Here is a 20,218-nt window from a genome sequence, read left to right as displayed (position 1 = left end):
CTCGAACGCTGCGCCCGCGCCCAGTACGTATCGATCGCCAGCTAGAGCGGTCTAGACCAGCGCGAGCGCGCCGGCGAACGATCGCAAGTTCGCGTAGGCGCGGGGGCCCTCGAACAACACCGTCAAGCCTTCGTGCTCGGCCAGCGCGTGAGCGAGCACCTCGGCGTGGCTGGCACGCAAGCGGGCGTCCTTGCCCCCCGAGATCCGCAGCCAGCGAGCACCCTCGAACTCGAGCAGCTGGCCGGTCATGGCGAACGCCGGGGCCAGCACGTCGACCCCCATCGGCCCCGCGAACGCGGCCGCCGACGCCGCGCTCCACAGGCCCTCGGGCTCCCACACCAGCTTGGGATGATCCGGGGCCATCGCGCTCACGAAATCGGTGAAGCGGCGGCGCGAGAGGCTGCCGGGGCTGAAGCTGGGCGGCGTACGGATCACGACGCGCGTGGACCCGAACGCCTCGGCGCAGATCCTGGAGATCTCCCACGCGTGGGCGATGCCGTCGCCGCGCAGGTGCCCGTAGCTGCCCGGCGCGAGCGAGAGGCTGCGGTTGCTGCCGACCACGACGCCGTCCGAGGCTTCGTGGGTCAGGTAGTGCCACGCGTACGGGATCACCTCGGCGTCGCGGTGACGCTCGCGGGCCCGCTCGGCCATGCGCCGGGCCGCGCTCGTGCGCGGCGGGTTCAAGAAGGTCGTGCGCATGACGACGAACTCGACGGGATCATCGCGGCGCCCCGCGCCGAGCAACGTCTCATCATCAAGCACCACGCCCAGGCGCATCACGGGGGACTCCTCAGGCATCGTTGTCATCTTGTTTCGCGGGGCTTGGTGCGAGCGGCACGGGCAGGTCCGAAGCGAGCTCGGCTAGATCGCCCCAGCCGTCGTCGAGCGCTGCGGGCTCGGGCTTGGGTGTCGAGAGCTTCGGCGCGCCGGGTCCAGGCAGCGTTGGTGCCGACAAGCTCGGCGCGGACAAGCTCGGAACAGACAAGCTCGGAGCAGACGAACCGGAGATGCTGGGCGGCTTGACGGGCTTGGGCGGCGCGAGCGACGGGACCGAGATCGCAGCCGCCGGCTTGGCGGTTGGCTGGGAGATCGGGTTGGAGATCGGGGCGAGCGGCTTGCTCGGCGGCGCGCTGGCTGGTCGCGCGGAGCTGCTGGGCAGCACCGGACCCCGGGTCGGCTTGGGCGGGGGCGCGAACGTGGGCACCGAGCCGAAGTCTGGGAGTGAGAACAGCGAAGACGACTTGGGGCTCGCGCTCGCAGGCTTCTCGTCGGGTGGGTCGGCGGCGTCGAACAGCGCCGAGCGGAACATGCTGCCCGATGACGCGCTCGGCTCGAACGGACGCGGCCCGCTGGAGCTCGCGGCGTCGCTGGTCCCCGCGGCCGGCCGACTCAGCGCGGCGCGGGCGAGGCTCGCGAGATCGATGTCTGCGCTGGGATCGGCGCCGGTCGACGTCGCGGCGATCTTGGGCGCTGGCTCGACGGGTCCCGGGGTCGCAACCTCGACATCACTGGGGCTGGTCGGCGCCGCGGCGACTTCAGGCTGCGCTGGCTCGGCGACTGCCTCCGCGCGCGCGTTCGGATCCGCCTCGGTGACGTCGGCCTCGGCGCTCGCGTCGGCTTCGTCGTCGTCCGCGTCGGCTTCGTCATCGTCGCCCGCGTCGGCTTCGTCGTCGCCCGCGTCGGCTTCGTCATCGTCGCCCGCGTCGGCTTCGGCCGCGTCGGCGTCGTCGTCCGCGTCGGCGTCGTCGTCCTCGTCCTCGTCGGCGTCCGCATCGTCATCGCCGTCCGCGTCTGCGCCCGCGTCGTCCGAGTCCGAGTCCGCGTCGTCATCGCCGTCCGCGGCGGCACTCACGGCGTCCTCGGCCTTCGCCGCGTCGTCATCCCTGCCCGGATCAGCTGCTTCGCTCGCGTCGGCGCCAAGCAGATCCCGCGCGTCCGTATCGCCCGGCTGCTCGCCCTGAGTCTCCGCGGCTGCGATCGCCTCGGTCGGCGCAGCGTCGGCGCCACCGCGGCCGTCGCTCTTGGCCTGCTTCCGTGCGTCGCGACGAGCTTGCTTGCGACCCTTCTTGCCCTTGGGCTTGTCGCCGCCCTTGCCCTTGCCCTTGCCCTTGCCCTTGCCCGCGGCCGCGGTCGGGGCGTCATCCGCCTTGCGCTCGCGCTTTTGCTTGGCCTTGAGAAACGGCCGCAGCCCCTTCTTGCCGCGCTTGAGCAGATCCTGGGCGAGCTGGTCGCCGGCCTGCTCGACGACGGGCTCGGCGGTGTCGAGCAACGCGGCCGCGCGCTCGGGTTGGTCGCAGCGCTGCAGCGCCAACACCAGCCCGGCGAGCACGCGCGGGTGCTCAGCGAAGCTCTCGCGGGCTTGCTCGAGGTGGCCCAGCGCCTCTTTGTTGTGGCCGGACTCGGACAGCAGCACGATCCCGAAGTTGAGGTGATCGAGGTCCGTCAGCCGCTCGAGCTTGGCCAGCTTGGCCAGCAGGTCGCGGGCTTCCTTGCGATCATTGGCGAGCACCAGCGCGTGGGCTTGCGCCGACAGTAGCTCGGGCTTGTCACCCGGGTGAGTCGAGACCCGCTCGGCCTCGGCGAACGCCCTGGCCGCCGCGCGACCGTCGTTGACCGCGAGCAGCAGCTTGCCCTCTTGCACGCGCAACCAGGCGTGGGGCGCGAACAGCTTGACCGTCGTGTTGGCGCGGATCTCATCGAGCAGCGCGTGGGCGTTGCCACGCTCGGCCGCGTCGACCTTCGCGGCGAGCCGCGCGAGCACCAGCGAGTCGACCAGCATCGGAGCGGCAAAAAACGCCGCGACGCCAACGGCCGCGAGCGCCCAACCGGTCACCCCGACGTACTGCGCGAGCACGGCGGCGCCACCGACCAGCAAGATCGCGATCCATCCACGGACCAGCCACGAGGACATCGGCCTGCCCGACTGCTGCCACAGCGCGTCGGGAATGTTCGGCGTAGCCGGATCTATCGTCGCTATCGGACCAGACACGGGCGCGCAAAATGCCTTACGCCGCCAAACCGAGCAAGGGCCACCGCCGACCCCACGCGGCGCCCCCACCCGAGTCGGCGCCTATCGGCCGATCACCCCCACCGACGAGCGGTGGGCGCCGGCTGCCCAGCGCCCACGCTGGCGGGCTACCGCTCGAGATGACGCGGTATCTGCTCCGCTCCGGGCACGCTGCTCATTGACACAGCTCACGCGCCGCCCACGGGCCGCGAGCCGGACTCACGAGGTGCTCTGCTTGATCGCGGCGTCGAGCCGATCGAGCAGGGCGTAGATGAACCCAGCCACGACCGCCGTAATCGCCGCCAACACCAAGAAGAAGTTGACCGGCGTCATCGAGCTCTGGATCCCACCAAAGAAGCCCGAGAAGTTGTTCCCGAACGCGGTGGCCAGGAACCAGCCGCCCATCGCCAGCCCCACCAGGCGCTTGGGCGCGAGCTTGGTCACCAGCGACAGGCCCATCGGCGACAGCAAGAGCTCACCGATCGTGATGATCCCGTAGAACCCGACGAGCCACAGGCCCGACACCTTGGCGTGCCCGCCGTCGGAGAACATGCCGCCGAGCGCCATCAACAGCAGCGAGGCCGTGGTCAGACACAAGCCATAGAAGATCTTGCGCGCCGTCGAGACCTCGCTGCCGCGCCCGACCAGCCACGCGAAGAACCCGACCACCAGCGGCGTGAACACGACCACGAACAGCGCGTTGAACGACTGGAACAGCTCGGGGTTGATGACCTGCACCCACTCCCCCGGCGGCAGCTGCTCCGGTGGGTGGCCGAAGCGCTCCTCGTAGCCCTCGTAGAGCTCCTCGACCGTGGCCGCGCTGACGACATAGGTCGGGTACAGCCCCTGCTCGCCCTTGCGCATCAGCGCGACCCGGCGATCCGCGGACAGCTTGTCGGGCACGTTGACGCTGACGGTGGGCGCACCGTGGGCGTCGGTCTCTTCGACCACCTCGAGCCGGCCATCCGGGTAGATCGCCGTCGAGAATTGCCAGATCGCGGCCTTGTCCGGCTCGAGCTGGGTGACCTCCACGATCGGATCGAATTCCTCGAGCGTGAGATCGGGGTTCTCGGCCAGCAGCGCCGCGAGGGTCTCGTGGTCCATGCGCTTTTGCCCGTACATGCGCGCGACCTTCTCCTGCTCGACGACGACCAAGCTGGCCCGGTTCGGGCGCGGGACGTCTTCGTTGGCGTTCGCGTAGTAGCTGGGCAGGGCGTCTTGCTGAAACAGGCTCGGGGCCGGGATGTCGCGGGCGGTCGTGTCGTTGGCCCACTGGGTCATCGCCGAGCCGTTGAGGTGCAGGACCATGAAGAAGGTCCCGCCCGCCACGTAGATCGGCAGCAGCGCGAGCAACCCGGGGCGCTCCTTGGGGCTGGCTGTGACACCGAGGCGCACGAAGAACACCACGATCGGGATCATCCCGGCGAGGAACCCGACGATCGCCGGACGCACCGGGCCATTGGGCATGAACTGGCTCGACAGCCAAAACCCGAGCACGCCGCAGACCAGGGCCGGCAGCAAGATCTTGAGGAAGACCTCGCCGAACCCGGTGTCGTCGGCGCTGGTCTCGGGCTGACGATCCGCGCGCTCGAGGGTCTTCCAGCTGAGGATCAAGATGCCCACGCCGACGAGCAAGCCGATCGAGGCGACCAAGAAGGTGGCCTCCCAGTTGAACTTGTTGCGGACCGCGGAGCTCAAGAACGAGGCGACGAACGCCCCGATGTTGATGCCCATATAGAAGATGTTGAAGCCGGCGTCGCGCTTGGGGTCGTTCGGCGGGTACAGGTTGCCGACCATCACCGAGATGTTCGGCTTGAACAGGCCGTTGCCGAGGACCAGACCGACCAGACCATAATAGAAGTAGGTCTCGCCCTGGCTCATCAAGAACAGGCCGGCCGACATGATCAAGCCGCCGATCAGCACGGCCTTGCGGTAGCCGAGGTAGCGATCGGCGATCATCCCGCCGGGGAACGGCGTGAAGTACACGAACGCGAGGTACAGCCCGTAAATCTCGTTGCCCTCGGCCGAGGGCAGCCCGAGCCCGCCGCGCTCGAAGTCCGTGACGTACAGCAGCAGCACGTTGAGCATCGTGTAGAACGCCAGGCGCTCCCACATCTCGATGAAAAACAGCTGATACAGACCCTTTGGGTGTTTCCGGGCTTTGGTCTCGGACACCCGCGAATCATCGCTTTGACGCCCGCGCGGGGCAAGCGAGCATCCCCGGGGGCGCGGATCGACCCGCGTCGAGGGGATTCCCGAGTCAGATGCGGGGGAGATCCGTCAAGCCCGGCCGCGGCTCTGCTACCATCCCCGGCACCTTGACCGGGCACGCAACATCGTGAGCAACGGCCCCGACCTCACCCACTTCGTCCAGCATCGCCAGCTCGACATCTACGAGCAGGGCATGGCCCGGCAGGGCTACGCCTACGGGGTGGACCTTCGCCGGTCGCGCTGGCTGGCCAGCTCGACCGTCGGCAACGTGCTCGTCCGGGCGGTCGACCGCGCCTGGCCGCAGCTCGCCAGGCACCTGCTCGACGAGGCCATGGTTCCCGTGGCACACGGCGCCCAGGCGGTCCCGACCGCGCTGCTGCGTGAGCTGAGGCAACACACGAACCTGCTGCGCGCCCCGCTGCCAACGGTGCGACTGCTGCGGCCCGAGCAGCGCGGGCGCTGGCCGCTGGTCACCGCGATCGGGGCGACCCACGGCGGCTCGCTGTGGCTGGTGCTCGACGTCGACGCGCTGATGACCCTCGACGCCGACAAGCGGGCGTTCCTGCTGGGCGCCGGGCTCGGCCATCTGCACTGTGAGCACGCGGTGTTCTTCTCGGCCCACCTCCTGGCCGAGCGCCGCGAGGGCAACTCCAGCATTCGCGCGCTGCAGTCGATCCTGACGCCGTGGACCCGGGTCATGATGTTCTCGGCCGACCGCGCCGGGCTGCTCGCGTGTGGTCGGCTCGAGACCGCGATCAGCGTGATCGAGAACCCACCCGTCGCGATCGGCGACGACCCCGATCCCAGCTGGCTGCCGCCGACCCCCAAGCCGGCCGTGCGGATCCAGGCGCTCGAGGAGTTCGCCCGCTCGTCGGTGTTCGCCCGCGTGCAGGCCATGCGCGCTCGTCAGCGCGAGCTCGCCCGCGCGATCACGGGCGGGGTCGGCCTGTTCTCCAAGTCCGACGCCAGCTCCCGCCAGCCCGGCGCCAACTCCAGCGCCCCGGCCGAAGCCCAGTCCGAAGCCCAGTCCGAAGCCCAGTCCGAAGCCCAGTCGAGTGGGACCGAGCAGATCCACGTGCCCGCCGACGCGTGGTCGCTGGCCCGCGTCGACGCGCGCCTGACCACCCGCCTCAACCTGCTCTGAACCCCGCTTCCGATCGCCCACCATCATGCTCGATCTTCCTGCACGCCCCTCGAGCACCAGCTCGCTCGCCGACGCTGCGGCTCGGCTGGCGCAGCTGGCCGCTGACCTTGGCCACCGCGATGTCTCCGAAGCGATCCGCGACGACACCAAGCGCCGCCTCGATGACGGCCGCGTGCGGGTCGTCGTGCTCGGTGAGATCAAGCACGGCAAGAGCACGCTGATCAACGCGCTGCTGGGTGACAACCTGCTGCCGGTCGGCGTGGTCCCGACCACCGGTGCCGTGGTCGCGATCCGCGTGGATCCAGAGCTGACCCGCACAGGCACGTTCTTGGTCGCCGCCAACGGTGAGCGCAGCGAGCTCGAGCGCGAGCGCTTCGAGCTGCTCGCGCGCGGCAAAGATCACGACCAGGCCGGGCGCACGCCAGAGCTGCTCGTCGATCCCGATCGACTGCCCGCCACGCTCGAGCTCATCGACACCCCCGGCTTCAACGACATCGATCGGTTCCGCGCCGCCGTCAGCCGCAGCGAGCTGCCCCGCGCCGACGTGCTGGTGCTGGTGCTCGACGCCACGCAGGTGCTCAGCCGCAGCGAGCTCGGGCTGATCCGCGACGCGACCACGGCGGTCGGTGGGCTCGACGACAGCGGCGCGCGCTGCATGTTGGTCATCAACCGGATCGACCTGGTCCCCGAGGACGAGCGCGGGCGGATCGTCGAGCACATTCGGACCGAGCTCGCGAGCGTGATCCCAGGCGTGCTCGAGCCCTACCTGACCGACTCCAAGACCGCGCTGCGCGAGCCCAGCTCCGACAGCGAGGCCGCCCAGGCGGTCACCCGTCTGCGCGAGGCGCTGTTTGGCCTGGCAGGTCGCGGCCGCGAGATCTTGCCGGCCCGGGCCCGCACCTCGCTGCTGCGCCACGCCAAGCTGCTCGGCTACAACGCCGCGATCCAGGCCCGCGCGCTGCGGGTCGAGCACGAGCAGATCTCGCAGGACATCGACGCGGTCGAGCAGGCGATGACCGCCCAGGCTGTCGACCTCGCCACGCTGCGCCAGACGATCGAAGACGCGGGCGTCCGCATCGTGGAGGCCAGCGAGGAGCGGCTCGTGAGCTTCAGGGCCGAGCTCGAAGAGGCCGCGCGCGCGCAGATCCACACCGCCGACATCCACACGCTCACGCAGGTGGTCCCGGGCGCGGTCCAAGACGCGTTCTTGCAGTTCGTCGGGCACGAGAGCGAGCGCCTGCGGGCCGAGCTCGAGCAGCTGACCCGCGATCTGTTCGCCACCTGTGGCGAGCTCGCCCGCCGACGGCTCGACGAAGCGACCTTGCCGCTGGATTTTCGGGGGCCCGGGGTCTACGTCGAGCCGCCCAAGATCCTCATCGAGGTCAGCATGGTCGCGCTCGGGTTGGTCGGCACGGTCATCTGGTACTTCGGCAACACCGTGACGGGCATGGTCATGACGATCGCCTCGCCGCTGACCACCCTGATCCTGCGCGAGAAGACCGTCCGCGACGCCCGCGAGCAAGCCCGCGCCGCGCTGCCAGGGGCGCTGGATCTCGCGATCGAGCACCTGCGCGAGACCGTCACCGAGGTCGTGCTCCGCCACGGGCTGGCCCTGGATGAGCACTTGATGCTCGCCGATCGTTCCCTGTCCGAGCAGCTGCTCGAGGGCCTGCGCGGCGCCGAGCGGCGGCTCGCGGAGCACGAGCAGCGGGTCGCCAAGCTGGTCGGCGACGTGGGTGAAGACAGCGCGGGCGACACGGCCGCGGCCGAGCTGTCGGCCAAGCGACTGCGCGAGCGGGTTGCGACCGCGGCCCAAGCCGAGTTTGGTCTGCTCGAGCAGCAGCTCGCGGCGATCGTCGACGAGCTCGCGTCGCTGGTGCTCGACGACGCGCCCGAGCCCGAGAGCAGCCCCGTGTTGCACTGATAATTTCCCAACTCCTCGAGCAGCTCGATGAGCTGGATCTGAGCCGGACCCATGGCGGACGACGACAGCAAACCCTTCGGTGAGACCGGCAAGCAGGCTCGGGACTGGGCTCGCAACTTCAAGCTCAAGGCCGTCGGTGACACGCTCGGTGAGTGGGCCCGCAAGGTCCGCGACTACGCCGTCGAGGTGTCGGAGAGCGTCGGCGTGCCCGAGGCCGTCCGCGACGCGACCGAGCAGGCCCGGGCGATGCGGCTCGCGGGTGGGGCCGGGCAAGCGCGGGCGCTCCTGCGTGAGCTGATCGACACCCACAAAGACGAGCCCGCGCTGATCAACGCGCTCGCGCTGACCGCCGTGCACGAGCGACTGATCGACAAGCGGGCGCCGACCGGGCTCGCGGTCTTGCGTGAGCTCGCCGAGCGGCTCGACACCAAGAAGGTCGCGGCGATCCACCTCGTCGAAGCCACCGAGGCCCTGTGTGTGGCCGACCAGCCCGAAGAGACGATCGAGATCCTGCGCCGGTCCGACCGCGCGTTCGAGCGGCTCAGCTCGCAAGATCTCAGCGAGGCGCGGCTGCTCGAGCACCTGCTGGCCGCCGCCGCGCACCGGCGGCTCGGCTCGCCCGATCGAGCGATCCGTCAGGTCCGCAAGGCCGCCGCCGCGCTGCCGCCCAGCGCGGGCGAGGGCCTGCGGCACCTGACCTTGGTGATCGGCGTGGATCAGCTGCTCGCCGACGGGCGCATGGTCGAGGCCGAGCGCTGGGTCACCACCGCCCACCAACGCCGGCTCGCCCAGGCCCGGATCACCGCCGCCCACGAGCACATGCAGCGGGTCGAGAGCGGGGGCGAGCACGAGCGTGAAGCCGCCCCCGAGGACGACACCGCGACGATCGACGACGTCGGCACCGTTCACGACGCCGCCAGCGAGATCGACGAGCAGCTCACCGTGCTCGAGAAGGCTCTGCTGGCGCGGGTGCTCGCGGCTCGGGGTGAACGGACCCGCGCCGCGGCCCTGCTCGAAGAGCTCCCGTCCGACGACGCCGGCCTCGACACCATGCTGCTCGACGCTCGGGTGCGCGTGGCGATCGCGGCGACCAACGGTCCGCGGGCCCGCCAAGAGGCCCTGCGTTACTTGCAGCTGAACGCCCAAGATCCCGAGCGACTGCGCCTGTGGGCCCTCGCCGAGCTTCGCTACAGCCAGCCCGCCGCGGCGAGCGGCGACAAGCTCGCGACCGGCCCGGTGATCGACAGCCTGCTGCGCGCGCTCGAGCTCGCGCCCGCCCACGCCCGCGCCGCGCTGGCCCAGGAGCTGGCCCATGTGGCCCTGCGCTGCGAGGTGTTCAGCGAGCCGGTTCACTCGGCGCTCGCGGCCGTGCGGCGTGAGCAGCGAGATCTCGTCGGCGAAGAGCTGCGCCTGCACCGGGTTCGCACGGCGCTGCAGCGAGCGCTGCGTGAGCAACGGGGACTCGCGGGCCTCGACCCCGAGGTCGCCAAGCTGTTCGATGAAGCCGGCCCGCCCTACCGCCTGCGCACCCAGCCCGAGCTCGCGCAGGTGCTCGGGCCCGACGAGCTCAGCCCGCTGCGCGACCCACTTCGCCGCGAGTGCCTCGTCGCCGCCCAGCGCGAGCTTGCGATCGCCGAGCGGACCATGCTCGACGGGCCAGCCCACGTCGACGCCGTCGAGCGAGCGCTGGTCGCCGCGCTGATCCAAGATCCCGAGCTCACGGTCGCGCGCCAGCGGCTCGCGGAGCTCCGCCGCCCGGTGGTCAGTGAGCGCCTCGAAGATCTGCTCGCGGCCGCGACCGAGCTGCTCGCCAAGCTCCCCGACGAGGTCCTGGGCCTGCCGATCCGCGAGGCCCCGCGCGCGCTCGAGATGGTCATCGCCGCCCGCGAGCGGCTCGCTCGACCGCTCACGATTGCGATCATGGGCGAGTTCTCGGCCGGCAAGAGCACCTTCGTCAACGCGCTGCTCGGCGAGGCCGTCGCGCCGATGGGCGTGCTCCCGACCACCAACACGATCAACGTGTTTCGGCGCGGCACCGGCCGCGGCGCCCGGGTTCACTACCGCGACGGCAGCATCTCCACGGTCGCCGCCGACGAGCTCGATCCCTACCTTCGCAACCTCGACGACGCCGAGGCCAACCGGGTCCGCCACCTCGAGATCGACCGGGTCGGCGAGCGGATGGGCGACGCCGCGGTGGTCGACACGCCGGGGCTCAACGCGCTCGACGAGTATCACGAGAAGGTCGCGCGAGCGTTCATCGAAGAGGCCGACGCCGTGGTCTGGATCTTCTCGGCCACCCAGGGCGGCACCGCGACCGAGGCCGGGATCCTCAGCGAGCTGCGCGAGGGCGGCCGCAAGGTGCTCGGCGTGCTCAACAAGGTCGACATCCTGGACTCGGAGGGCGACCGCGACGAGCTGGCCAGCTACCTGCGAGAGCAGCTCGGCGAGGTCCTGGTCGAGGTCCTGCCGCTGTCGGCCTCGGCCGCGCTCACGCACCGGACCGGTGAGCTAAAAGGGGCCCGCCCAGCTGGCGACGACCCGTTTGCGATCATCGACGACGCGCTCGAGCGCTGGTTTCTGCAGCACGCCCGCGAGCTCAAGCAGGACCTCACCCGCCGGCGTCTACGCGAGGCCCTCGAGCTCGCCCAGGCCAGCGTGCAAGCGACCGTCGAGGCCCTCGAGGCTCGGGCCGCGGGCGAGGAGCTGGCGGTCGCGCTGGCCCGAGCGACCGCGGCGCTCGGCAAGTTCTCCGAAGATCTCCACGAGGGCCTGCTCGGTCTCGACGATCTGCTGACCCGTGAAGCCCTGACGATCGGCATCGTCGAGGCCGGCGAGGGCATGCGTCGCAAGTCGGACGAGCAGGACGGCGAGTACCTCGAGGCGACCCTCGAAGACGCCGCGATGCGCCTGCTGCAGGACGAGCTCGGGCGCCTGACCAGTGAGCACGAGGTGCTCGCCAACTTGCTGGTCGAGCGCCTGGTCCCATGGGCCCGCGGCTACCTTGCAGGACTCGCCGCCCGAGGCTTCGCCCGCGAGCTGATCAGCACCCACGGTCGCGCGGCCAAGCGCGGAGAGAAGCCACTTCGTGACGCGCTGCGGTCCGGTTTGCGACCGCTGGCCGATGACTGGCGCGTCGCCACGCGTGAACAATTTCGTGAGCTCGAGCGAGCCCTCGCGCGTGCACGGCAGCGATCGATCACCGCTCCGCGAGCCGAGGCCCTGCGGATGCGCACCTCGGTGCTGGTCGGCTTCGAAGGCTTGCTCGAAGTTCTGTAGGCCGGGTCGCTCAGGCTCGACTCCCATCGACCGGGCTCGACTCCTATCGACCGGGCTCGATCAGGTTCGGCCAGCGCCAAGCGCGCTCGCCGACGGCCGCCCAGCCAACCATGTTCTCAAATTCGAGCGCACATATGGTCGAGATGGCGCCGACGATGTGATAGAACCGCCCGGCACATGGCTCGGGAACTGACCCTCGTCGACGCAGGCCTCGGCAACCTGGCAAGCGTTGAACGCGCTCTCATCCAGGTCGGCTCGGCGACCCAGATCACCGACGATCCGGACAAGGTCGCAACTTCGAGAATCGTCGTTTTCCCGGGCCAGGGGGCCTTTGGGAAGCATACTGACCAGCTCGTGAGTGGCGCGATGGGCGAGGCCCTGCGCATGGTCATCCAGCGCGGCGACCCCTTCTTGGGGATCTGTCTCGGGATGCAATTGCTGTTTGACGGGTCCGAAGAGGGCGGCGGCCATCGCGGTCTGGGCGTGCTGTCGGGCAAGTGCCGGCGCTTCCCCGACGACATGACCGCAGCAGAGGGCGAGCGCGTGCGGAAGCTCAAGATCCCTCACATGGGCTGGAACGAGGTGCAGCCCTCGGGCGAGCACTACTACTTCGTCCACAGCTACTACGTCGACGCGGACAAGTCCGACGACGTGATGTGGTCCACGACCTACGGCGACGTCACCTTCGCCGCGGCAGTCCGCCGCGAGAATATCTTTGGCTGCCAGTTCCACCCCGAGAAGAGTCAGCAATCCGGGCTGCGCTTCCTCCGGGCGTTCTTGCTTGGCAGCCGGCAATAAGGTCGGCCGTGCTGGTGATCCCGGCCATCGATCTCCTCGAAGGGCAAGCGGTCCGTCTGGTCGAGGGCGATCGAGCCCAGGCCACCGTGTACTCGAGTCAGCCGTGGAGCCTCGCGACCGAGTTTGTCCGCGCCGGGGCGACCCGCGTCCACGTGGTGGATCTCGACGGCGCGTTCGCGGGCAAGCCGGTGCAGCTCGATCTCATGCGCCGGCTGCTGGCCGCCGCACGCTCGGCTGGCGAGGTCGAGCTGCAGGTCGGCGGCGGGATCCGTGACGCCGCGGCGGTCCATGCCCTCATCGAGGCTGGCGTCGACAAGATCGTGGTCGGCACCCTCGCGGTCCGCCAGCCCGAGCTCGTCGCCGAGCTGTGCCGCGCCCACCCCAACCAGATCATCGTCGCGATCGACGCCCGCGACGGCATGGTCTCGATCGAAGGCTGGCGCGAGACCTCGTCGGTCCCCGCCGCCGAGCTCGCGCTGCAGGCCGCCAACTGGGGCGCGGCTGGCTTGCTGTTCACCGACGTCAGCCGTGACGGACTGCAGGTCGGCTCCGCCGTGGAGTCGACCGCCGCGCTGCAGGCTCAGGTCGACCGTGCCCACCCAGATCAGACGATCGACGTGATCGCCAGCGGCGGGGTCGGCTCGCTCGAACACCTCGACGCGCTCGCAGCCGCGGGCGTCCGCGCCGTGATCTGCGGCCGGGCGCTCTATGAGCGCAGCTTTACCCTGAAAGAGGCCATCGCCCGATGTTGAAACGTCGCATCATTCCCTGTCTCGATGTCAAGAACGGCCGCGTGGTCAAGGGTGTCCACTTCAAGGGTCTGCGCGACGCGGGTGACCCCGTCGAGGCCGCCCGCGCCTACGACCAACAAGGCGCCGACGAGATCTGCCTGCTCGACATCACCGCGACCACCGAGGGCCGCGAAAATTTTGTCGACGTGGTCCGCAGCGTCGCTCCCCAGATCTTCTGCCCGCTCACGGTCGGCGGCGGCATCCGGCGCGAAGACGACGTCCGCCGGCTGCTCAACGCGGGCGCCGACAAGGTTGCGATCAACTCGGCGGCGGTCACCTCACCGCTGTTGATCAAGCGCCTCGCCGCTCGCTACGGCAGCCAGGCGATCGTCGTCGCGGTCGACGTCAAGCGCATGCCCGCGCTGCCCCGCGACGAAGAGCCGATCTACGAGGTCGTGATCCACGGCGGCACCCGCTCGACCGGCCTCGACGCGATGCGTTGGTGCGAGCAGGTCGCCGAGCTCGGCGCGGGCGAGATCCTGCTGACCTCCATGGACAAGGACGGCACCCACGACGGCTACGATCTGTGGATCACCCGCGAGATCGCCCGCCGCGTGCCGGTCCCGATCATCGCCAGCGGCGGGGTGGGCTCGCTCGAGCACCTGCGCCAGGGTCTCGCGCTCGGCGAGGGCGAAGCCGACGCCGCCCTGGCCGCGTCAATCTTCCACTTCGGGCTGTTCACGATCGCCCAGGCCAAGCAATACCTGCACGATCACGGGATCCCGGTCCGCCCGCCCGAGCACCGCCGGGCGGGGTAGAGAGTCGGGCGTGATCTCCAAGCTCTGGTCGATGCTCGCGCCTGACGCGTCCGGTTTGGTCGCGGCCGTCATCGTCGACGCCCGTGACGGCCGGGTCCTGATGCTCGGCTACATGAACCGCGAGGCCCTGGCCGCGACCGCGTCGACCCGCAAGGTCACCTTCTTCAGTCGCTCGCGGCAGCAGCTCTGGCAAAAAGGCGAGAGCAGCGGCCACACCCTCGAGCTCGTCTCGATCCGGGTCGACTGTGACGGCGACGCGCTGCTGGTCCAGGCCGTGCCGCGCGGTCCAACCTGTCACACCGGGACCACGTCGTGCTTCTTCAAGACCGTCGAGCTGCCGCCGGCCGGCGCCGCCGAGCCCGTCGAGCCCGTCGAGATCGCTGGCGAAGACGACGGGCCAGCCCCAACGCCCAGCGCGATCGACTCGCTGTGGCAGACCATCTTGGATCGCAAGGCCGGCCGCGGGCTCACCAACCGCGAGGGCAAGAGCTACGTCCGCACCCTGCTCGACGGCGGCGTCGAGCGGATCAACGCCAAGCTGGTCGAAGAGGCAGGCGAGCTGTGTGACGCGCTGGCCAGCGAGACCGACGCGCGCGTGCTCAATGAAGCCGCGGATCTGCTGTTCCACGCGCTGGTCGGCCTCGCCGCCCGCGAGCTCGAGCCAGCCCAGGTCGCCGCCGTGATCCGCGAGCGGCACGGCCTCAGCGGTGTCGACGAGAAAGCCCAACGATGACCTTCGAGCTGCTGATCTGGATGCTGGCGGCCTACCTGATCGCGGGCATCCCGGTCGGCTTGGTGGTCGGCCGCGCCCGCGGCATCGACCTGCGCGAGGTCGGGTCCGGCAACATCGGGGCGACCAACGCGGTCCGAGCCATGGGCAAGGCCTGGGGCCTGCTGGTGTTCGCGCTCGACGTCGCCAAGGCCGGCCTCCCCGTCGCCGCCGCGCTGCACCACTTCGGCCCGACCCCGGGCGGCCCCAGCAAGGTCGCCCTCGTCGCGCTCGCGGCGATCCTCGGTCACGTGTTCCCGATCTATTTGCGGTTTCGCGGCGGCAAGGGGGTCGCGTGCGCGTTCGGGGTGTTCTTGGTGCTCGCGCCCAAGGCCGCCCTGGTCAGCGTGCTCGTCTACGCCCAGACGCTGTGGCTCACCCGCATCTCCGCGGTCGGCTCGCTGACCGCCGCGCTGGTGATCGTCGTGGTCGCGTGGGTCGACCCGAGCGTCCCGCTTCCATATGTGATCCTCGCTGCCGCGCTGGCCGGGCTGATCTGGGAGCGCCACCGGCCAAACCTGCAGCAAATGTTCGAGCACGCCCGCAACGCTCGCGAGCGCGAAGCCAAACTCGACCGAAACGAATAGCGGCTCAACATTACGTGGTTTTAATTACGTGATGATGTCCAACCGCACCGACGCTGAATTGCCCTCAATCCTTGCCGAGACCGCTCGCCACTTTTGCGGCTTCTTGCACGGTCCGGGCGAGGACTGAACGAATCCGTCCATCCTCCATTGTCAGGATCCCGGCGATCGTGCACCCCGCTGGCGTGGTGACCTGGTCCTTGAGCGCCGCCGGGTGCATGTCGGTGTCGAGCACCATCGCCGCCGCCCCGCGAAACACGTTCGCGGCGATCCGCACCGCCACGTCACGCGGCAATCCCATCATGACGCCGCCGTCGGCCATCGCCTCGAGCATCACATAGACGAAGGCCGGCCCGCTCCCGTTGAGTCCGGTCACCACGTCCATCAGCTTGGGCTCGAGCTCGACACACTCCCCCACAGACTCGAAGATCCGCTGCGCGAGCTCGAGCTGCGCGTCGTCGACGGCGTTGGCCTCGTTGAGCGCGCCGGGGCTCTGCCGACAGATCACCGTCATGCCCTCGCCGATCAAGCTCGGCGTGTTGGGCATCGCCCGAATCAGCGCGGTCCCCGGCAGCCAGGCCGCGAGCTTGTCCAGCGTCACCCCGGCGGCGATGCTGATCAGCAATTTGCCATCGAGAGCCGCGCGCATCGCCGGGTTGTCGAGCACCTCGGCGAAGTGCTGGGGCTTGAGGCAGACCAGCACGACGTCCGCGCTGCGGCACGCGGTGAGGTTATCCGTGATCGCCGCGACTCCAAGCCTGGCCTGCAGACGCTCGGTGACGACCTGGCGGCGGGCCGTGACCACGATCTTGTCGGCTTCGAGCCAGCCCGCCCGCAGCACACCCGCGATAATGGCTTCGCCCATGGTTCCGCAGCCGAGCACGCACAAGCTTCGAGGTCCGTCGAGCATGGCCGGCGCCTTAGCACGAAGCCGCGCTCGATGGGAGCCGCGACCCCAGCCGGCAAAAATTTGGGGGGGCGCGGGTGGCCGGGCGAGACTGGGCCCGGTGTTTCGACCCGTGCGAACGGCCCTCAGCTTTGCGGTGCTCGGCGTGGCGCTGTGGGCAGCGTTCGCCATTGACCTCGGCGGTCACACCTTCGCCGAGCACGTCGATACAATTAGCGATACACCCGAGGCCAAGCAGCTGATCGAAGGCACTCGGTCGACGGTCAACCCGGCCCTGCAAGAGGTGCGCGACCGAGTCCTCGGCGAATATGTCGAGGCGCCGACGTGGATTCCGACCGAGCCGACGCTGACCCGGACAAACCCTGGATCCGCGCCCGCCTCGGCGCCCCCGCCCGAACCGGACTTCGAGCCGCCGCTGCCTGGCGAGCGCCGCCCGAAGATCCCGTCCATCCCGTCCATCCCAACGATCCCAACCATTCCCACAGTCGACGTCGGCCCCACGGTCGACGACGGTGTCGAACCACGCTTGCCGGGTCGCCGCTGATCAAGAGCATCACATTCCCGCTACGGTTATTGAAGGTTCCAAAAATAAGGACACACCCTCTTTGCGGTCGCTTGCTACCTGCGATACACAGCGGCCATGCGATCGATCTCCGCGTCCGTAATCTTGACCCTCGGCCTCCTCGCCGGCATGAGCGGCTGCTCGAAACCAGAGTACCCCGCGTGCAAGAAGGACAAGCACTGCGAACCTGGTGAGACCTGCGTCGACAACCTCTGCCAGAACTGCCAGGCCGACAGCGACTGCAAGGGCAAGGGGCCCAACGGTGAAGACCTCCCCTGTGTCAACTTTCGCTGCGACGAGAACGTCGAGTGCAAGACCGCCGCCGACTGTGACGCGGGCATGGTCTGCAACGCCAACAAGTGCGAGTTCTGCACGGACGACAGCCAGTGCGAGAGCGGCGTGTGCAACGAGACCGGCCGCTGCGAGCCCCTGCCCTGCAACACCGACGACGACTGCCCCGTCGACGAGATCTGCGACGGCGGCCAGTGCATCTACAAGCCGCTCAAGTCCGACGCGGGCGCCGTGTGTGGCATCTCAGCGCTGTACTTCGCGTTCGACAGCGCCAAGCTCACGCCCGGCAACCAGCAGCAGCTCACCGACGCCGCGCCCTGCTTCATGGACATCGTCAAGGACGGCAGCACCGTCGTGCTCGAGGCCCACGCCGACAACATCGGCACCGAGGAGTACAACATCCTGCTGACGGATCGCCGCGGCACCAGCGTGCGCTCGTTCCTCTCCAACCTCGGCGTGGAGAACGATCAGCTCCGCGTCGTGGGCAAGGGCGCCCTCCAGGCCCAAGGCAACGACGAGAGCTCGCGCAGCAAGGACCGCCGGGTCCAGTTCATCGTCGAAGCCCCCTGAGCCGTCGGCTTCGGCCGCCCCGCTCAGCTCGCGCTTCCGCATCCAACTGATCCCATCTGTGTGGCCTCGAGCTCCGTTGCTCGGGGCCATACGGGTATGATCACGCGGTGCTCGTGGCGGCGATCCTGCTCGGCGGCGTGTTGCTCGGTCCGCCACCGCCGAACCACGGCGACGCGACCGCCGCCGAGCCCGCGCCCGCGCCCGCGCCCGTCCTCGGCGATGACTCGAACGCCGACGCGAACGCCGACGCGCCGCTAGATCCCAGTCCGGCGACGCACGGTCAGCTGCGACTCGTCGTGTGGGTCCACGGCACTCGGGATCCGCTCGCGGGCGCGCGCTTGCTCGAGGTCGACCCGGTCGTCGACCCAGAGCTCGACGCACCCGCACCACTGCAGACCGACGCTCGCGGGGTCGCGCAGCTGTGGCTCGAGCCGGGCACCCACACATTCTCAATTCGCGCCGACGGATACGACCCGCTCGAGTTCGAGGTCGAGGTCACCCGCGGCGAGCAGCAGGTGATCGAGCTGCGCGTGCAACCGGCGCTCGGGGGCAACCGCTATCGCACCGTCGTCCGGACCGAGCGCCCGGTCGCGGTCAGCCGCACGACCCTGCGCGAGCAAGAGCTGCACGAGGTGCCCGGCTCGGGCGGCGATCCCTTTGGTGTGATTAAGTCGCTGCCGGGCGCGGCCCAGGTCTCGGGCTTCTTGCCCTACGTGGTCGTGCGGGGAGCCGCGCCCGGCAACACTGGCTACTACCTCGACGGCATCAGGGTCCCCGCGCTGTTTCATGTCGCGATCGGTCCGTCCGTCGTGCACCCCTACTTCATCGACGAGGTCGACTTCTATCCGAGCGGCGCGCCGGTTCGACTCGGTCGCTTCGCGAGCGGCATCGTCGAGGGTCGGACCCGCCTGGCCGCGCGCGATCGGGTCAGGGGCGAGCTGGACGTTCGCCTGACCGACGCTGGCGCGCTGCTCGAGATCCCATTTGATCGACCGCGCGACCCTGCCTGCGCCGCCGCAGCTCCCACGCCGGAGCCCGGCGCCCCCGCCCCGCGCTGTCGGCTGCCCGGTCGCGGCGCGCTGACGCTCGCCGGGCACTACAGCTACACCGGCCTGATCCTCTCGGCGATCCCCTCGCTCAACGTCAACATCCAGTTCTGGGACTACCAGGCTCGCCTCGATCACGACCTGGGACCGCGCGCTCGCTACACCGCGTTCGTGTTTGGCAGCTACGACGAGCTCGGCCAGCGTCGCGCGCTGGTCCACTCGCTCGACGACAACGGCACGGTCACGGAGGAGCTCGACGAGGATCCCGATCCCTACGTGCGCCTGGAATTTCATCGCATTGATCAGCGGATCCGCCAGCGGATCCGCAACGGCGGCCGGATCGACTACCGCGTGACGCTGGGCCTCGATCGCTCGGGCGTGCAGTCGATCCATGTCGATCAGTGGCGGGTGGCCCCGCGGCTCGACGCGCAGCTTCGCGTGAGCGAGCGCGTCACGCTCCACACTGGCCTCGATCAGGAGCTCCAGATCTTTCGCCTGCCACGGGGACTCGGCGCGGGTGACCTCACCAACTCGGTCGAAGACCTCGCGCTGTTGCTGAGCGAGCGGGTCGTCTCGGTCACCGGGCTGTACCTCGACCTCGCTTACCGCAAGGGTCCGCTCGAGATCCGTCCGGGGATCCGCGGGGATCTGTGGGTCGCGCAGGGGCCGAGCCCGTACCTGCCCACCGCCCGGGCGGTCTCGAGCGCGCTGGGCTTCGATCCACGCGTGCTGGTCCGCGAGCAAGTCAGCGAGCGCGTGAGCCTGCGCCAGAGCGTGGGTCTGTATCACCAAGCCCCCGACCCGCCGCTGCCGATCCCCGGGATCGAGAGCGTCGGGCTGGAGGACGGGCTGCAGCGCAACCTTCAGGGCAGCTTCGGCTGGACCTTCGAGATCGCGGATCGTGCGGTGCTCAGCCAGGACGCCTACCTCGGGCGCCTGACCAACATGCAGGACTACGAGCTCAGCCAGGGTCTGGACGCGAGCGGCGATCCTTCGACCGCCGACGAGCTCGACGATTATCTGATCCGGGTGTCCGGGTGGAGCTGGGGACTCGAGACCATGTTGCGCCTGGTCCCGGACGGCAAGCTCTACGGCTGGCTGGCCTACACCTTGTCGTGGTCTGTGCGGGACTACCCGCTCGGCGGCTTCGCGCCCGCGACCTGGGACCAGCGCCACATCCTCAACGCCGTGCTCGGCTGGAACATCAGCCGCAAGTGGCGGATCGGCGGGCGCCTCCACGTCAACAGCGGCAGGCCCTACACCACGCGGCAGCTCGATGAAGACGGTGAGCTCGAGGATCTCGTCGACGCGTGGACCGAGCACCGCAACGACGCCCGGCTGCCCGCGTTCATGCAGCTCGACGTTCGCGTCGAGCGAATCTTCTCACTTCGTCAGGCTCGCTTGCATCTGTATCTGGACCTGGCCAACGCAAACTTTGCGCGCGAGGTGCTGCGCTGTGACTCGCTGTCCGAGGGCAGCATTGGTGCTGCGGTGAACGACGGCTGCGTGAACCCACAGGCCATTCGCTATGTACTTCCCACGCTAGGATTGCGCGCCGTGTTCTGATGAACGTGCACAAT

Annotated in this window: 15 protein-coding genes; 11 read left to right on the top strand and 4 right to left on the bottom strand. The window is 69.5% G+C overall.

The annotated features are described in order from the left end of the window. Positions 1–51: 51 nt before the first annotated feature. The 3 genes from ENSA7_RS22060 to ENSA7_RS22050 form a co-directional block, all read right to left on the bottom strand. Positions 52–798: a hypothetical protein gene (locus tag ENSA7_RS22060; protein ID WP_106091299.1), complete on the bottom strand. Its 747-nt coding sequence runs from the start codon at positions 796–798 to the stop codon at positions 52–54. Further along, complete coding sequence (locus ENSA7_RS44025; RefSeq protein ID WP_181233990.1) at positions 791–2,989, bottom strand: tetratricopeptide repeat protein; 2,199 nt, start codon at positions 2,987–2,989, stop codon at positions 791–793. Before ENSA7_RS44025 ends, ENSA7_RS22060 begins: the two co-directional genes overlap by 8 nt. Positions 2,990–3,226: 237 nt before the next feature. After that, a complete protein-coding gene (locus tag ENSA7_RS22050) occupies positions 3,227–5,182 on the bottom strand; it encodes a peptide MFS transporter (RefSeq protein WP_106091297.1) in 1,956 nt (651 codons plus the stop codon). A 163-nt stretch (positions 5,183–5,345) separates the two neighbouring features. Between ENSA7_RS22050 and ENSA7_RS42430 the strand changes: the two genes are divergently transcribed. The 8 genes from ENSA7_RS42430 (at position 5,346) to plsY (ending at position 15,265) form a co-directional block, all read left to right on the top strand. Continuing rightward, complete coding sequence (locus ENSA7_RS42430) at positions 5,346–6,362, top strand: M48 family metalloprotease (RefSeq protein WP_146157989.1); 1,017 nt, start codon at positions 5,346–5,348, stop codon at positions 6,360–6,362. Positions 6,363–6,387: 25 nt separating this feature from the next. Next, positions 6,388–8,286 carry a dynamin family protein gene (locus tag ENSA7_RS22040; protein WP_106091295.1) on the top strand — a complete coding sequence of 633 codons (1,899 nt, stop codon included), beginning with the start codon at positions 6,388–6,390 and terminating at the stop codon, positions 8,284–8,286. Between the two features lie 51 nt (positions 8,287–8,337). Next, the gene (locus ENSA7_RS22035; RefSeq protein ID WP_106091294.1) at positions 8,338–11,562 is read left to right on the top strand and encodes a dynamin family protein; all 3,225 of its coding nucleotides are present in this window, start codon (positions 8,338–8,340) and stop codon (positions 11,560–11,562) included. Between the two features lie 177 nt (positions 11,563–11,739). After that, positions 11,740–12,360, top strand: coding sequence for an imidazole glycerol phosphate synthase subunit HisH (gene hisH / locus ENSA7_RS22030; protein WP_106091293.1), 621 nt, complete (start codon positions 11,740–11,742; stop codon positions 12,358–12,360). An 8-nt stretch (positions 12,361–12,368) separates the two neighbouring features. Then, a complete protein-coding gene (gene hisA, locus ENSA7_RS22025; protein WP_106091292.1) occupies positions 12,369–13,112 on the top strand; it encodes a 1-(5-phosphoribosyl)-5-[(5-phosphoribosylamino)methylideneamino]imidazole-4-carboxamide isomerase in 744 nt (247 codons plus the stop codon). Continuing rightward, entirely contained in the window at positions 13,106–13,909 is an 804-nt protein-coding gene (gene hisF, locus ENSA7_RS22020; protein WP_106091291.1) for an imidazole glycerol phosphate synthase subunit HisF, read from the top strand. Before hisA ends, hisF begins: the two co-directional genes overlap by 7 nt. Positions 13,910–13,919: 10 nt before the next feature. After that, positions 13,920–14,642: a bifunctional phosphoribosyl-AMP cyclohydrolase/phosphoribosyl-ATP diphosphatase HisIE gene (gene hisIE / locus ENSA7_RS22015; protein ID WP_244923871.1), complete on the top strand. Its 723-nt coding sequence runs from the start codon at positions 13,920–13,922 to the stop codon at positions 14,640–14,642. Continuing rightward, positions 14,639–15,265 (top strand): glycerol-3-phosphate 1-O-acyltransferase PlsY, encoded by a 627-nt coding sequence (gene plsY / locus ENSA7_RS22010; protein ID WP_106091290.1) that lies wholly within the window; start codon positions 14,639–14,641, stop codon positions 15,263–15,265. Before hisIE ends, plsY begins: the two co-directional genes overlap by 4 nt. 64 nt (positions 15,266–15,329) lie before the next feature. Here plsY and proC read toward each other — a convergent pair whose 3' ends face one another. Further along, positions 15,330–16,172: a pyrroline-5-carboxylate reductase gene (proC, locus tag ENSA7_RS22005; protein ID WP_181233989.1), complete on the bottom strand. Its 843-nt coding sequence runs from the start codon at positions 16,170–16,172 to the stop codon at positions 15,330–15,332. A 109-nt stretch (positions 16,173–16,281) separates the two neighbouring features. On the opposite strand from proC, the gene ENSA7_RS22000 reads away from it, so the two are divergent. The 3 genes from ENSA7_RS22000 to ENSA7_RS21990 all read left to right on the top strand — a co-directional run bounded on the left by ENSA7_RS22000 (position 16,282) and on the right by ENSA7_RS21990 (position 20,204). After that, complete coding sequence (locus ENSA7_RS22000) at positions 16,282–16,713, top strand: hypothetical protein (RefSeq protein ID WP_181233988.1); 432 nt, start codon at positions 16,282–16,284, stop codon at positions 16,711–16,713. A gap of 96 nt (positions 16,714–16,809) precedes the next feature. Next, on the top strand, positions 16,810–17,592 hold the full coding sequence (locus ENSA7_RS21995; protein WP_106091287.1) for an OmpA family protein: 783 nt from the start codon (positions 16,810–16,812) through the stop codon (positions 17,590–17,592). A 107-nt stretch (positions 17,593–17,699) separates the two neighbouring features. Further along, complete coding sequence (locus tag ENSA7_RS21990; protein ID WP_181233987.1) at positions 17,700–20,204, top strand: TonB-dependent receptor plug domain-containing protein; 2,505 nt, start codon at positions 17,700–17,702, stop codon at positions 20,202–20,204. Positions 20,205–20,218: the final 14 nt, after the last annotated feature.

The organism is Enhygromyxa salina, from assembly GCF_002994635.1.
Classification (GTDB): domain Bacteria; phylum Myxococcota_A; class Polyangia; order Nannocystales; family Nannocystaceae; genus Plesiocystis; species Plesiocystis salina_B.
The sequence above is the reverse complement of the archived record's forward strand: the minus strand, read 5'-3'. Positions and strand labels throughout refer to the sequence as shown.